Origin of the sequence: Kitasatospora sp. NPDC088861, assembly GCF_044750105.1 — a bacterium.
Taxonomy (GTDB): Bacteria; Actinomycetota; Actinomycetes; order Streptomycetales; family Streptomycetaceae; genus Kitasatospora.
In genome coordinates, this window is record NZ_JBIVJF010000017.1 from 38,316 (window position 1) to 52,099 (window position 13,784).

Below are 13,784 nucleotides of genomic sequence, written 5' to 3' on the forward strand. Positions count from 1 at the left end.
GCCGGCCGCAGGGACCGGCGCGGTTGTGCGTCCGCTCAGCTGCATCAGGGCCGCCAGGCCCGTACGCAGCCGTGCGGCTGCCCGCCCGCCGCTCGCTCTCGGCCCCTTTCACACGGAAGAGGCAGCACCCTGTCCACCACCGCTGAACCCATCAAGACGACGTTCCGGGATCTGGGAATCCTCCCGGAGACCGCCGAGGCGCTCGAGTCCGTCGGCATCGTCCACCCCTTCCCCATCCAGGAGATGACCCTCCCGGTCGCGCTGACCGGCCACGACGTCATCGGCCAGGCCAAGACCGGCACCGGCAAGACCCTCGGCTTCGGCCTCCCGCTGATCGAGCGGTGCGTCGTGCGCGCCGACGTGGACGCCGGCCGGGCGACCGAGGAGCAGCTCTCCGACGGCCCGCAGGCGCTCATCGTCGTCCCGACGCGTGAGCTCTGCACCCAGGTCACCAACGACCTGCAGACCGCCGGCAAGGTCCGCGACGTGCGCGTCCTGGCCGTCTACGGCGGCCGCGCGTACGAGCCGCAGGTCGAGGCGCTCGCCAAGGGCGTCGACATCGTGGTCGGCACCCCGGGCCGCCTGCTGGACCTGGCCGGGCAGAAGAAGCTGAACCTGTCCAAGGTCCGCTCGCTGGTCCTGGACGAGGCCGACGAGATGCTCGACCTCGGCTTCCTGCCGGACGTCGAGAAGATCATCACCATGCTGCCGGCCAAGCGGCAGACCCTGCTGTTCTCGGCCACCATGCCGGGTCAGGTCATCAGCCTCGCCCGCCGGTACATGAGCCAGCCCACCCACATCCGGGCCGCCGCCCCGGACGACACCGGCACCACCGTCGCCAACATCGAGCAGCACATCTTCCGCGCGCACTCGCTGGACAAGGTCGAGCTCGTCTCGCGCATCCTCCAGGCCGACGGCCGCGGGCTGGCGATGATCTTCTGCCGGACCAAGCGCACCGCCGCCGACGTCGCCGACCAGCTGACCCAGCGCGGCTTCGCGGCCGGCGCCGTCCACGGCGACCTCGGCCAGGGCGCCCGCGAGCAGGCGCTGCGCGCGTTCCGCAACGGCAAGGTCGACGTGCTGGTCTGCACCGACGTCGCCGCCCGCGGCATCGACGTCGAGGGCGTCACGCACGTGGTCAACTACCAGTGCCCCGAGGACGAGAAGACCTACCTGCACCGGATCGGCCGCACCGGCCGGGCCGGCGCCTCGGGCACCGCCGTCACCCTGGTCGACTGGGACGACATCCCGCGCTGGCAGCTGATCAACAAGGCGCTGGAGCTGACCTTCAACGACCCGGAGGAGACCTACTCCACCTCGCCGCACCTGTACGAGCTGCTGAAGATCGCGCCGGGCACCAAGGGTGTGCTGCCGCGTTCGGAGCGGACCCGGGCCGGGCTCGGCGCGGAGGAGGTCGAGGACCTCGGCGAGACCGGCGGGCGCGGTGCGCGCACCGCCCGGGCCAAGGGCCCGCGCAGCGGCTCCGGCCGCACCGGCGCCCCCGAGGCCGCCGTGGCGACCGAGGAGAAGCCGCGCCGCACCCGTGAGCGCCGCCGCACCCGGGGCGGCTCCGCGGTCGCCGAGGGCGAGGCCGGGACGGTCGTCGAGGCCCCCGCGGCCCCGGCCGTCGAGGGCACCGAGGGCGAGTCGGCCCCGCGCCGCCGTCGCCGCCGTTCGCGCGGCGCCGCCGCCGGCGAGGCCGCCGTGGTGGCCGAGGCCGTCGCGGTGACCGAGGCGGCCGTGGCGGCTCCGGTCGCCGAGGCTCCGGCCGCGGTGGCCGTCGTGGCCGCCGCCGAGGCCGTCGTCGAGGCCGTCGTCGCGGAGAAGCCGGCCGCCCGCACCCGGACGCGCGCCGCCCGCAAGCCGAAGGCGGAGGCCGTCGAGGCCCCGGCCGAGGCTCCGGCCGTCGAAGCCGTCGAGGCCGCTGAGGCCGTCGTCGCGAAGAAGCCGGCCACCCGGACGCGCACCCGCAAGCCGAAGGCGGAGGCCGTCGAGGCCGTCGTCGAGGCCCCGGCCACCGAGGCCGCCGTCGCGGAGAAGCCGGCCACCCGGACGCGCACCCGCAAGCCCAAGGCCGAGGCCGCGACCGCCCCGGCGGCTCCGGAGGCTGCGGCCGCCGACGCCGCGACCGAGGTCCCGGCCCCGCGCAAGCGCACCCGGGCCCGCAAGGCCGCCGCCGCGCCGGAGGCCACCCCGGAGAGCTGACGCACCCCGTCCCGGAGGGGGCGGGCCGGGCCCCTCGCGGTCCGGCCCGCCCCCTCCGGCGTTCCGGCGTTCCGGCGTTCCGGCGTTCCGGCGTTCCGGCGTTCCGGCGTTCCGGCACAGGCTGGATAGGGTCGGGGTCACCGGCCAGTCGCCTGCAGGAGAGCAGCCCATGAGCACGCCGCCGTTCCTCACCCTTCCCCGCTGCGCCCGCGCGCTGCGGCTGTCCACAAGCCGCGGCGGGTTCGCCGCGCTGCGGGCCGAGCCGGACGGGCCGGTGCGCGGCTCGGCGCTGCTGGTGCCGGGCTTCACCGGCAGCAAGGAGGACTTCATCGCCCTGCTGGAGCCGCTGGCGGCGGCCGGCTACCGGGTGACCGCCGTCGACCAGCGCGGCCAGTACGAGACCGGCGGCCCGGACGACCCGGCCGCGTACGCCGTCGAGGCGCTGGGCGCGGACGTCCGGGCGCTCACCGAGGCCGTGGCCGCCGACGGCGGGCCGCCGCACCTGCTGGGGCACTCCTTCGGCGGCCAGGTGGTCCGGGAGGCAGTGCTGGCCGCGGCCGCGGACGGCCCGTCGCCGTGGCGCTCGCTGACCCTGATGTCCACCGGCCCGGGCGCGATCGACCCGGCCGAGGCGGCCCGTACCCAGCTGCTGCTGGACGTGCTGCCGGTCATGAGCCTGGAGGAGATCTGGCAGGTCATGCGGCAGATGGAGGAGGGCAGCGGGGACCAGAAGCAGCGCCCGGAGCCGGCCGTCGCGGAGTTCCTGCACCGCCGCTGGCTGGCCAACGTACCGCTGTCGCTGAGCGTCACCGGTGGCCATCTGGTCGCCGCGCCGGACCGGGTGGCGGAGCTGGCCGCCGCCACCGCCGGCCTGCCGGTGCTGGTGCTGTCCGGGGTGCGGGACTACGCCTGGCCGGTGCCGGAGCAGACCGGGATGGCGGAGCGCCTGGGGGCCCGCCGGGTGGTCGTCGAGGACGCCGGCCACTCCCCCAACGCCGAACGCCCGGCCGCCACGGCCGAGGCGCTGGCCGCGTTCTGGGCCTGAGCCGCACCGGTCCCGGAGAGTGGTCTGAACCACTTCTCGAAGTTCGACCGTCCTCAACACAGGACAAAAGTCGTTAGTTACGGTAATCTTTGATTCTGTCCGGGAATCATCGCCGGCCTCCGCGTCGGCGCGAATCAGCCGAAACCTGGACTTCACGGTCGGGCAACGACCCGGAAGCATCACCACGTCACCGTGGTTCACGAGGCACCAGGCAAGCAGGGGGAGCCCTTGCCGCAGCAGACCGCCGCACGTACGAACCGAACGATCCGGCCGCACCGCCGGACCCGCAGGACCCCGAAAGGGCTGGTACCCACTCAGCCGCAATCGCCCCGACCGACGGGGCAAGAAGAGGAGACGCCCATGACGAAGACCATGCGCTTCGAGATCGTCCGACTGGACGACGCCAACGGCTCCGCCGCCGACCGCCTGATAGCCGACGCCGAGACCGTCCGCGAGTTCGTCCAGGCCGCCGCCCGCACCGGTGAGCGCCTGCTCATCCGCCCGTGCCCGACCGTCTGACCACGCGCGGCGCCTCCGACCGGGAGCCCTCACCCGCCGCCGACGAGCCGGGAGCGTCCGATCCGGACGTTCCGATACCCGACTGACGCCCTGTCACCGCGATCGCCGATGACAGGGCGTCAGTGCGTCCGGGCCCTGGGCCCGTAGACGTTTGCCGCCGCCCGCCACGGGACATCCCCCAACGGGAACCGCCCGTGCCGCGCCGCCCCACCCGCGCCGAACGGGCCCCGCCACCGACAGGTGCCGCCGAGCCCTCCGTACGGGTGATCGTCCTTGACGCGGCGGTCCGGAGGGAGGAGCGTTGTCGCCTATGAGGGGCGAGCCAAGCTGCCCGAGGTGCGCCGGTCGGGTCCGCGCCCCCGGTCTGTTCTCAGACACCTGGCAGTGCGACCGGCACGGAGCCGTGCACCCGATGCAGCCCGTGCTGCCACCGAGCGTCGAAGCCCTGGGCGTCGCCGTCGCCCGCTCGCAGGTCCCCGTCTGGCTGCCCTGGCCGCTCCCGGTCGGCTGGCTCTACACCGGCATCGCCCACGTCGGCGACGACGTCTCCGGCGCCCGGGCCACCGCCGTCGCCTGCTCCGGACCGGCCCCGCTCGGCGGCTTCGGCGAGCTGGTGCTCGTCGCCGAGGAACTGGGGGTCGGCCTCGGCGCCCGCTACGCCGGGATGCCCGGGCCCGACCCGGGCGACTCCGTCGGCCTCTACAAGCCCGCCGACGCCAAACTGCTGGCCGCCGGGCGGCCCACCCCGATGTTCCACGTTCCGGACGCCCCGGTCGACCGCGCGGTGTTCGTCGGCGAGGCCCGCGGCCTCTGGCTCTGGGCCGTCGCCTGGCCCGAGCAGTCCGCCCTGGTGATGTACGACGAACTCGTCCTCACCGACCTGCGCGAGGCCGGCGCCGAACTGGACCTGCTCCCCTGCGGGGCCCTCTCCCCCCGCCTGCTGGGATAGGTCCTGTCCGGCCGGGGCCCGGTGCCCTGTCCTATCCTGGGCGGCACCCCGAGCCCTCAGGAGTCCGCCCCGTGCGCATCGACCTGCACGCCCACAGCAACGCCTCCGACGGCACCGACAGCCCGACCGAGCTGGTCGCGGCGGCCGTGGCCGCGGGCCTCGACGTCGTGGCGCTCACCGACCACGACACCGTCGCGGGCCACGCCGAGGCCGCCGAGGCGGTGCGCGCGCTGCCGGACGGCAGCCGGCTGACCGTCATCCCGGGCGCCGAGCTGTCCTGCGTGGTGGGCGGCGTCAGCATGCACCTGCTGGCGTACCTGTTCGACCCGGACGAGCCGGAGTTCGCGCGCGAGCGGGAGCTGGTGCGCACCGACCGGTTCCGGCGCGGGCGCGCGATCGTCGAGCGCTGCCGCGAACTCGGCGCGGACATCAGCTGGGAGCAGGTGCAGCGGATCGCCGGGACCGGCTCGGTCGGTCGCCCGCACATCGCCAGCGCGCTGGTCGAGGCGGGCGTCGTGGCCACCGTGTCGGACGCCTTCACCGCCGAGTGGCTGGCCAACGGCGCCCGGGCGGACGTCCGCAAGCACGAGACCGACCCGATCGAGGCGGTCCGGCTGGTCCGGGCGACCGGCGGGGTACCGGTGTTCGCCCACCCCGGCGCGGTCAAGCGCGGGCGGACCGTTCCGGACCAGGTGATCGCCGACCTCGCGGCGGCCGGGCTGGCGGCGCTGGAGGTCGACCACACCGACCACGACGAGGAGACCAGGGTGCGGCTGCGCGGCCTGGCCGACGAGCTGGGGCTGCTGGTCACCGGCTCCAGCGACTACCACGGCAGCCGCAAGACCGTCCGGCTCGGCGAGCACACCACCGATCCCGCGGTGTACGAGGCGCTGCTGGCGCAGGCCACCGGCGCGAAGCCGATCGGCGGCTGAGGGCCGCGCGCCGGGGTGCGGGGGCGCGGCGGGAGCGCGGGGCCAGGACGGGAGACCCGTGACCTGAGCCCCGGTCAGTCCAGCCGGACGCCGCGGCGGTCCGGGTCGCGCAGGTCGGCGCCCTGCTCCAGCCAGCGCTCCTGGAGCGCGGCCGCGCCGTGCACCCGCTTCCAGCCGGCCTCGTTGGGCGTCATCGGCAGCAGCGGCAGGAAACGGACCGGGTCGGCCGGCTCGTCCAGCTCCAGGTCCGGCACCAGGCCGCCCGGCTCGGCGGCCAGCACCGAGGTGAACGGCGCGCCGTCCCACAGCGGGGCGCCGAGGTCCAGCGAGCCGCCGGGGGCCACCACCAGGCCCTCGACCTGCGGGGTCGCGGCCAGGGTGGCCAGGCTGCGCAGCACGCTGTCGCGCCCGCCGCGGACGGTCAGCACCAGTTCGGCGCGTGGGCCGCGCAGTTGGTCGGCCACCGGTGCGGTCGGGTCGGCCATCGGCGCGGCGGACATGCCGAGCGTCGCGTACCGGACCAGGCCGTCGGCGTCCGGGCCGAAGCGCAGCACCTCGATCCGGTCGGTGCCGAGGAAGGTGACCGCGGCGCGGCCGCTCGGCTCGCCGAAGGTGGTGATCAGCCGGGCCTCGACGGCGGCCAGCACCGCCTCCCGGGAGAGCGCCGGGGAGCTGCCGCCGTGGGGTTCGCCGAAGAGCGGGAAGTCGTGCGCCATGCCGGTGAGCGTAACCCCCGGGGGCGGGCCGGCCGTGTGCGGGCGGCCCGGGCAAAGCCTCGGGAAAGCCCGGGGCGCCGATGGTCGGTCAGATGTTAGGGTGAGCGACTGGCCACCGGGAATCCTCAGGTTCCCGGGGCGGCGGCACGAAGGAGGTGGTTGCGGTGGATACCGGCCGACCATGCAGTACCGGCAGCTCTACCCGGCCCCGACTTCCCCGCACCCCTCGCCACGCAGGCTGAACCGGCTGATCCAGCCGAGGTAGCCCGGGCAGGCCGGGCGCGGACGAACCGGCCGGGAGAGCACCCTCACCCCCCTTCACCGGTGTTCTTCGCCGTCGCACCACGGCCGCCCGCTCCTCCCCCGCCTTCCGGCGGGGGACCCCGACGCCGCTGTGCGGCGGCTCCTGTTCCAGGGAGCCTGCCATGTCGATGATCAACAGCCTGCGCGCCGCCGTCCGCACCAACCGCCGCCGTTCCGCGGTCGGCGCGTACGACGCCGTCCCGGCGGGCGCCGGCTCGGCGGTCGTCGACTGCGCGGTGTACCAGCACGGCAAGCGCCACGGCGAGACCTGCAGCCCCCGCGAGGCCGCCCGCCGGATCAAGGCCGCGCACCAACTCCCGGACGGGGACGGCTCGTTCAGCTGGATCGGGCTGCACGAGCCGACCGAGGCCGAGTTCGAGGGCATCGCCCAGCGCTTCGGCCTGCACCCGCTCGCGGTCGAGGACGCGGTGCACGCGCACCAGCGGCCCAAGGTCGAGCGCTACGACGACGTGCTGTTCGCCGTCTTCAAGACCATCCGCTACGTCGAGCACGACCAGCTCACCCCGACCAGCGAGGTGGTGGAGACCGGCGAGTTGATGGTCTTCGCCGGGCGGGACTTCGTGATCACCGTCCGGCACGGCGGCCACGGCTCGCTGCAGGAGCTGCGGCACCGGCTGGAGGCCGACGCGGACGAGTCCGGGCTGCTCGCCAAGGGCCCGTCCGCGGTGCTGCACGCGATCGCCGACCACGTCGTGGACAACTACCTGCTGGTCTCCGAGCGGCTGCAGAACGACGTGGACGAGATCGAGTACGGCGTCTTCTCGGCCAAGGGCGGGCGCAGCGCCGACGTCGGCCGGGTGTACCAACTCAAGCGCGAGGTACTGGAGTTCAAGCGAGCCGTGGTGCCGCTGCTGCGCCCGATGCAGCAGCTGTCCGAACCGCTGCAGCGCCTCGTCGACCCGGACATCCAGAAGTACTTCCGGGACGTCGCCGACCACCTGGCCCGGGTCACCGAGCAGGTGCACGGCTTCGACGAACTGCTGAACTCGCTGCTCCAGGCCAATCTGGCGCAGGTCTCGGTGGCGCAGAACGAGGACATGCGCAAGATCACCGCCTGGGCGGCGATCTTCGCCGTGCCCACCATGATCACCGGCGTGTACGGGATGAACTTCGAGTACATGCCCGAGCTGCACCACAAGTATGGCTATCCGATGGTGCTCACCGCCATCATCCTGATCTGCGTCGGGATGTACCGGGGCTTCCGCCGCAACGGCTGGCTGTAGCCGCCCGCGGCGCCCGCCGGCCGCTACCGTCGGCCGCCACGGGCGACCAGGACCAGGCCCACCAGGATCAGCACCACCGCCGGATACGCCGCCACCGGGGGCCACTGGCCGAGCCAGAGGGCGGCGATCAGGGCCGCGCCCGGGGTCTCCAGCAGGATCGCCGTGGAGGTGATCGACGGGCCGAGGGTGCGCACCACGCGGTTGCTCAGCGAGTGGCCGAGCAGCTGGGCGGCGACCATCAGCAGCACGATCTGCCACCACACCCCGGCCGGCCAGCCGGCCAGCGGCGTCCCGGCGACCAGGCAGATCGCCAGCAGGCCCGCCGCCGTGGTGGTGTAGCAGACCAGCGTGTACGCGGTGGTGCTGACGGTCCTGCGGACCTCCGCGCCCAGCAGCATGTACCCGGCGGCGGCCAGGCCCGCGCCGAGGGCGAGCGCGTCGCCGAGCAGCGCGCGCGGGGAGAGCGAGAGGTCGACGCCGGTCAGCACCAGCACGCCGGCGAAGGCCACGCCCGTGCCGAGCCAGACCATCCGGGGGGCGCGGACGCCGAGCAGGCGCATCAGCAGGATGGTCCACAGCGGGGTGGTGGTGACCAGGGCGGTCGCCGAGGCCACCGAGGTCATCCGCAGGCTGGGCATCCAGAGCGCGAAGTGCACGGCGAGCAGTGCGCCCGCCGCGATCGCGAGCAGCAGCGCCCGCCGGCCGATCCCGCGCAGTTCGGCGCGGTGGCGCAGCAGCGCGTACGGGCCGAGGACGCCGACCGACATGACGTTGCGCCAGAACGCGATCGCCAGCGCGGGCGCGGCGGTGGCGCTGATCAGCGGGCCGGACAGCGAGATGCCGGCGATGGAGACGGCGAGCAGCAGCAGGTCGGCGGTGGGGAGCGGGTGCACCGGCTCGGTGGCGGTGGCGGTGGCGGCTGGTGCGGGGGCGGTCGCGGGCCGGGCGGCGGGCACGGCGCTCCTCTGCTGGTCACGTGGGCTGGGGCGAGGCGGGGACCGGGCTGAACCGGGCCGGGGCCGGGCGTTCCTACGGTAAGGCCCGTGGCAAGCCGATGGAACTGTCGCCCGACGGCTGAGACAACTCGTGGACGGCGGAGGTCGTACGCTGGGCGCCATGGACCGTACGCCCGCCGCCGCGACCGCCGACGACTTCCTCGACCAGGCCCTGCTGGAGGAGGCCGCGAAGAAGTCCGGCCTCCTCTGGGTCCGCGCGGACGGCCAGGAGCAGGCCCGCCCGCTCTGGCACGCCTGGCACGACGGCGCCGTGGTGGTGGTCGGCGAGGGCGGCGAGCAGCCGCTGCACGGCCTGACCGCCGGATCCGGCGCGGTGGTGACCGTCCGCAGCAAGGACAAGGGCGGCCGGCTGACCGGCTGGAGCGCCCGGGTCTCGGAGCTGGCCCCCGGCGGCGAGGCCTGGCTGGGCGCCGTCGAGGAGCTCAAGGGCAAGCGGCTGAACGCGCCCGACACCGACACCATCACCGACCGCTGGGCCCGCGAGTGCCGGGTGCTGCGCCTGGAGCCCGCCGGTGCGCTGACCGAGCGTCCGGGCACGATGCCGGACGTCTCGCACGCCGCCCAGCCGATGCCCACCGCGGCCACCACCCGCCGCCCCGTCCCGGCCGGCCTGCCCAAACTGCTGTTCAAGCGCCGCTAAAGATTCACGCCCGGGACTCCTCGGCTGTGTACCGTGCCTCGTCGGGCCGGGCTCGCGACACGCGGGTAGCCTTGCCCGCAGGTGCGCCCCGGCGTACCCGGCACGGCATCGAACGAGTCGAGGGAGTTCATGGCAGGGCCAGGCACCCGGGTCTTCATCTCCCACCTCTCCGCCCTCGCCGTCTTCGACCCGAACGGCGACCAGGTCGGCCGGGTCCGTGACGTCGTCGTCTCGCTGCGGCTGAGCGGCCGCCCGCCGCGGGTCCTGGGCCTGGTGGTCGAGGTGGTCGGCCGGCGCCGGATCTTCCTGCCGATGACCCGGGTGACCAGCCTGGAGTCCGGCCAGGTGCTCGCCACCGGCGTGATCAACCTGCGGCGCTTCGAGCAGCGCCCGTCCGAGACCCTGGTGCTCGCCGAACTGCTGGACCGCACCGTCACCTGGTCCAAGACCGGTGAGAACGTCACCGTGCTGGACGTCGGGATGGTGCAGACCCGGATGCGCGAGTGGGAGATCAGCAAGGTCTTCGTCCAGATCGGCCGGGCCGGCCGGCTGCGCAAGGGCAAGGGCGAGCGGCTCACCCTGGACTGGCAGGACGTCACCGGCTTCACGCTGCCCGAGCAGGACCAGGGCGCCGCCAACCTGCTCGCCACCTTCGACCAGCTGCGCGCCGCCGACCTCGCCAGCGTCATGCACCACCTGTCCGCCAAGCGCCGCGCCGAGGTGGCCGCCGCGCTCGACGACGAGCGGCTCGCCGACGTCCTGGAGGAGCTGCCCGAGGACGACCAGGTCGAGATCATCGGCAAGCTCAAGGACGAACGCGCCGCCGACGTCCTGGAGGCGATGGACCCGGACGACGCCGCCGACCTGCTCTCCGAACTGCCCGCCGACGAGGCCGAGCGGCTGCTCCAGCTGATGGAGCCGGACGAGGCCGAGCCCGTCCGCCGCCTGCTGTCGTACGAGGAGAACACCGCCGGCGGTCTGATGACCACCGAGCCGGTCGTGCTGGAGCCGGACGCGACCGTGGCCGAGGCACTCGCCCGCATCCGGGTCTCCGACCACAAGCCCGCGCTCGCCGCGCAGGTGTACGTCTGCCGGCCGCCGAACGAGACCCCGACCGGCAAGTACCTGGGCACCGTGCACTTCCAGCGGCTGCTGCGCGAGCCGCCGTACGTACTGGTCGGCTCGCTGGTCGACGACGACCTGGACCCGCTGCCGCCGGACACCCCGCTGTCACTGATCACCAGCTACCTGGCGACCTACAACCTGGTGTCCGCGCCGGTCGTCGACGAGGCCGACCACCTGCTCGGCGCGGTGACCGTCGACGACGTGCTCGACCACCTGCTGCCGGAGGACTGGCGCGAGTCCGTCCTGCACGGCCACGACGACACGGACGGCACGAGGGAAGAGGTGCACGGTGGACGCTGACCGCAAGGGGCGGCGGGACGAGTCCCCCCGCCAACGCCTCCAGAGCGAACTGCGGGAACTGCGCCAGCTGCGCGAACTGCGCGGCCGGGAGGGCGGCCGGGAGCGGCGCGCCGAGATCTCCGTGGCCGGCCCGGCCCGCACCCGGCTCGACCAGCCCCGCACCGCCCGGCCCGGGCTGATCTCGCTGCCCGCCTACGACCCGGAGGCGTTCGGCAAGCTCTCCGAACGGATCGCGCGCTTCCTGGGCACCGGCCGCTTCATCGTCTGGATGACGGTGGTGATCATCATCTGGGTGGCCTGGAACACCCTGCTGCCGGAGAACGTGCGCTTCGACAGCTACCCCTTCATCTTCCTCACCCTGGTGCTGTCGCTCCAGGCCTCCTACGCGGCCCCGCTGATCCTGCTCGCGCAGAACCGCCAGGACAACCGGGACCGGGTCAACATGGAGCAGGACCGGGCCCGCAGCGACCGCAACATCGCGGACACCGAGTACCTGACCCGCGAGGTCGCGGCACTGCGGCACGGGCTCGGCGAGGTCGCCACCCGGGACTTCATCCGCTCCGAACTCCAGTCCCTGCTCAAGGAGATCGAGGAGCGCCGGGAGCCCTCCGAGACGCTGTGACCGGCGGCACGCCACCGTCGGGTTAGGGGATCCCCCGAGCGCCGTACCATCAAGGCATGGCCAACGAGACAGAGGTCGCGGCCGGCGTCACGGAGGAGTCCGTACGCCAGGCGCTGGCGACCGTCAACGACCCGGAGATCAACCGCCCGATCACCGAGATCGGCATGGTGAAATCGGTCGAGATCGCCGAGGGCGGCGTGGTGCGCGTCGCGGTCTACCTGACCGTCTCCGGCTGCCCGATGCGCGACACCATCGTCACCCGGGTCCGCGAAGCGGTCGGCCGCGTGCCCGGTGTGACCGGCGTCGAGGTCGAGCTCGACGTGATGAGCGACGAGCAGCGCAAGGAACTCTCCCAGCTGCTGCGCGGCGGCGCCCCCGAGCGGGAGATCCCGTTCGCCAAGCCGGGCACGCTGACCCGGGTCTACGCCGTCGCCTCCGGCAAGGGCGGCGTCGGCAAGTCCTCGGTCACGGTCAACCTGGCCGCCGCGATGGCCGCCGACGGCCTGAAGGTCGCCGTCGTGGACGCCGACATCTACGGCCACAGCGTGCCCCGCATGCTCGGCGTCGAGGGCCGGCCCACCCAGGTCCAGGACATGATCATGCCGCCGCAGTCGCACGGCGTGAAGGTCATCTCGATCGGCATGTTCACCCCGGGCAACGCCCCGGTGGTCTGGCGCGGCCCGATGCTGCACCGCGCGCTCCAGCAGTTCCTCGCCGACGTCTACTGGGGCGACCTGGACGTCCTGCTGCTGGACCTGCCGCCCGGCACCGGCGACATCGCGATCTCGGTGGCCCAGCTGGTCCCCAACGCGGAGATCCTGATCGTCACCACCCCGCAGATGGCCGCCGCCGAGGTGGCCGAGCGGGCCGGCACCATCGCGGTGCAGACCCACCAGAAGATCGTCGGCGTGATCGAGAACATGTCCGGCATGCCGTGCCCGCACTGCGACGAGATGATCGACGTCTTCGGCACCGGCGGCGGCCAGACCGTCGCGGACGCGCTCACCCGCACCGTCGGCGCGACCGTCCCGGTGCTCGGCTCGATCCCGATCGACGTGCGCCTGCGCGAGGGCGGCGACGACGGCCGCCCGGTCGTGCTCGCCGCCCCCGACTCCCCGGCCGGCGTCGCCCTGCGCGCCGTCGCCGGCAAGCTCGGCGGCCGCCAGCGCGGCCTCTCCGGGCTCTCCCTCGGGCTGACCCCGAAGAACAAGTTCTGATGACGCGTCGCCGAAGGGGCCGGGTGGTTCGACCACCCGGCCCCTTCGGCGTACTCGGCGTCGTCGCGCCCTACGGGCGGGTGTAGGCGGTCAGGTCGGGGGCGGTGGCGAAGCCGGCTCCGTAGGCGCTGACGCCGCGGCCGTAGGCGCCGAGCAGGACGCCCGGGGCCTCGCCGGCGAGCACCCAGCCGTACTCGGACTCGCGGTAGCGGAAGGGCTGCGGCAGGCCGTTCACCGGGAGGCTGAGGGTGGACCAGCCGGGGCCGGCCAGGTCGTCGGCGAGGTCCCACGCGAGGGTGCTCTGCTGGTCCAGCCAGTCCTGGCGCAGCGCGCGGTCGAGCTGGCCGGGCCAGGTCGAGGCGAGCAGGCCCGAGCCGGCCAGCCAGGCGGCGGAGGAGGCGGAGGTCGCCTCCAGGGTGCCGGTGTTGTCGGCGCTGCGGCGGCTGTCCCGGCGGGCCACCGTGACCACGACCGCGAACCTGCGCATGTCGCGCGGCTCGTACTGCCTGGCCGGCTCCTCGCCGTGGCCGAGGCTGCCGTAGTCGACGCTGCCGGGCGCCCCGGCCCGGGGGCCTCCGGCGCCGGCCTGCATCAGGTAGCGGCGGCCGGTCCAGCCGTCGTCCAGGCCGTACCAGGGGAAGTCGGCGGACAGGTAGGGCACCAGCGGGTCCGCCGGGCCGGCCTGCCCGCCGACCACCGGGCCGCCGGCCGTGGCCGTCGTCCCCACCGCCTGACTCGTCGCGTCCATCCCCGGGCCTCCTCAAACACACGTTTGCCTGCCGTGGCGCGCTCCCATCGTGGCGTACCGCGGCGTTCCCGGGAGCCGTTCCTGGTCCGCGACAGCGCGGAATGTGACGGACGGCTCAGCGGGAACAATCAGCACAATAGCGGCGCACACGCCGCCGCCCCGCTCAGCCGGGCGGCCGGGCGGGGCGGTGGCGTGGTCGTACG

Annotated in this window: 13 protein-coding genes; 10 read left to right on the forward strand and 3 right to left on the reverse strand. The window is 74.2% G+C overall.

What is annotated here, in order from left to right:
• Positions 1-243 precede the first annotated feature (243 nt).
• From ACIP37_RS25190 to ACIP37_RS25210, 5 genes are all read left to right on the forward strand, one after another.
• Entirely contained in the window at positions 244-2,205 is a 1,962-nt protein-coding gene (locus ACIP37_RS25190; protein WP_400809861.1) for a DEAD/DEAH box helicase, read from the forward strand.
• Between the two features lie 169 nt (positions 2,206-2,374).
• On the forward strand, positions 2,375-3,250 hold the full coding sequence (locus tag ACIP37_RS25195) for an alpha/beta fold hydrolase (protein ID WP_363629529.1): 876 nt from the start codon (positions 2,375-2,377) through the stop codon (positions 3,248-3,250).
• Positions 3,251-3,610: 360 nt separating this feature from the next.
• Positions 3,611-3,769, forward strand: coding sequence for a hypothetical protein (locus tag ACIP37_RS25200; RefSeq protein WP_159398440.1), 159 nt, complete (start codon positions 3,611-3,613; stop codon positions 3,767-3,769).
• A gap of 310 nt (positions 3,770-4,079) precedes the next feature.
• On the forward strand, positions 4,080-4,718 hold the full coding sequence (locus ACIP37_RS25205; RefSeq protein ID WP_363586743.1) for a DUF6758 family protein: 639 nt from the start codon (positions 4,080-4,082) through the stop codon (positions 4,716-4,718).
• A 71-nt stretch (positions 4,719-4,789) separates the two neighbouring features.
• The gene (locus ACIP37_RS25210; RefSeq protein WP_400809857.1) at positions 4,790-5,650 is read left to right on the forward strand and encodes a PHP domain-containing protein; all 861 of its coding nucleotides are present in this window, start codon (positions 4,790-4,792) and stop codon (positions 5,648-5,650) included.
• Positions 5,651-5,724: 74 nt separating this feature from the next.
• Here the strand turns inward: ACIP37_RS25210 and ACIP37_RS25215 are convergent, their stop codons facing one another.
• Positions 5,725-6,366, reverse strand: coding sequence for a suppressor of fused domain protein (locus ACIP37_RS25215; RefSeq protein WP_363586745.1), 642 nt, complete (start codon positions 6,364-6,366; stop codon positions 5,725-5,727).
• Between the two features lie 425 nt (positions 6,367-6,791).
• Here ACIP37_RS25215 and corA point away from each other — a divergent pair, with 425 nt between their 5' ends.
• Complete coding sequence (gene corA / locus ACIP37_RS25220; protein ID WP_363629531.1) at positions 6,792-7,913, forward strand: magnesium/cobalt transporter CorA; 1,122 nt, start codon at positions 6,792-6,794, stop codon at positions 7,911-7,913.
• A gap of 23 nt (positions 7,914-7,936) precedes the next feature.
• Here corA and ACIP37_RS25225 read toward each other — a convergent pair whose 3' ends face one another.
• Positions 7,937-8,869 (reverse strand): DMT family transporter, encoded by a 933-nt coding sequence (locus ACIP37_RS25225; protein ID WP_400809854.1) that lies wholly within the window; start codon positions 8,867-8,869, stop codon positions 7,937-7,939.
• A 160-nt stretch (positions 8,870-9,029) separates the two neighbouring features.
• Between ACIP37_RS25225 and ACIP37_RS25230 the strand changes: the two genes are divergently transcribed.
• The 4 genes from ACIP37_RS25230 (at position 9,030) to ACIP37_RS25245 (ending at position 12,833) form a co-directional block, all read left to right on the forward strand.
• Positions 9,030-9,569, forward strand: a complete 540-nt coding sequence (locus tag ACIP37_RS25230; protein WP_400809852.1) for a hypothetical protein — start codon at positions 9,030-9,032, stop codon at positions 9,567-9,569.
• 129 nt (positions 9,570-9,698) lie between these two features.
• Positions 9,699-10,994: a magnesium transporter MgtE N-terminal domain-containing protein gene (locus tag ACIP37_RS25235; protein ID WP_363586748.1), complete on the forward strand. Its 1,296-nt coding sequence runs from the start codon at positions 9,699-9,701 to the stop codon at positions 10,992-10,994.
• 49 nt (positions 10,995-11,043) lie between these two features.
• Complete coding sequence (locus tag ACIP37_RS25240) at positions 11,044-11,616, forward strand: DUF1003 domain-containing protein (protein WP_371522685.1); 573 nt, start codon at positions 11,044-11,046, stop codon at positions 11,614-11,616.
• A gap of 56 nt (positions 11,617-11,672) precedes the next feature.
• Positions 11,673-12,833 carry an Mrp/NBP35 family ATP-binding protein gene (locus ACIP37_RS25245; RefSeq protein ID WP_363586749.1) on the forward strand — a complete coding sequence of 387 codons (1,161 nt, stop codon included), beginning with the start codon at positions 11,673-11,675 and terminating at the stop codon, positions 12,831-12,833.
• Between the two features lie 70 nt (positions 12,834-12,903).
• Here the strand turns inward: ACIP37_RS25245 and ACIP37_RS25250 are convergent, their stop codons facing one another.
• Positions 12,904-13,581: a hypothetical protein gene (locus ACIP37_RS25250; protein ID WP_063347930.1), complete on the reverse strand. Its 678-nt coding sequence runs from the start codon at positions 13,579-13,581 to the stop codon at positions 12,904-12,906.
• Positions 13,582-13,784 lie beyond the last annotated feature (203 nt).

Excerpts from the sequence above, each read along its gene's own strand:
- ACIP37_RS25230 (WP_400809852.1), top strand. The coding sequence starts at position 9,030 with ATGGACCGTACGCCCGCCGCCGCGACCGCCGACGACTTCCTCGACCAG.
- ACIP37_RS25245 (WP_363586749.1), top strand. The coding sequence starts at position 11,673 with ATGGCCAACGAGACAGAGGTCGCGGCCGGCGTCACGGAGGAGTCCGTA.
- ACIP37_RS25190 (WP_400809861.1), top strand. The coding sequence starts at position 244 with ATGACCCTCCCGGTCGCGCTGACCGGCCACGACGTCATCGGCCAGGCC.
- ACIP37_RS25250 (WP_063347930.1), bottom strand. The coding sequence starts at position 13,581 with ATGGACGCGACGAGTCAGGCGGTGGGGACGACGGCCACGGCCGGCGGC.
- ACIP37_RS25195 (WP_363629529.1), top strand. The coding sequence starts at position 2,375 with ATGAGCACGCCGCCGTTCCTCACCCTTCCCCGCTGCGCCCGCGCGCTG.
- ACIP37_RS25200 (WP_159398440.1), top strand. The coding sequence starts at position 3,611 with ATGACGAAGACCATGCGCTTCGAGATCGTCCGACTGGACGACGCCAAC.
- corA (WP_363629531.1), top strand. The coding sequence starts at position 6,792 with ATGTCGATGATCAACAGCCTGCGCGCCGCCGTCCGCACCAACCGCCGC.
- ACIP37_RS25205 (WP_363586743.1), top strand. The coding sequence starts at position 4,080 with ATGAGGGGCGAGCCAAGCTGCCCGAGGTGCGCCGGTCGGGTCCGCGCC.
- ACIP37_RS25235 (WP_363586748.1), top strand. The coding sequence starts at position 9,699 with ATGGCAGGGCCAGGCACCCGGGTCTTCATCTCCCACCTCTCCGCCCTC.
- ACIP37_RS25215 (WP_363586745.1), bottom strand. The coding sequence starts at position 6,366 with ATGGCGCACGACTTCCCGCTCTTCGGCGAACCCCACGGCGGCAGCTCC.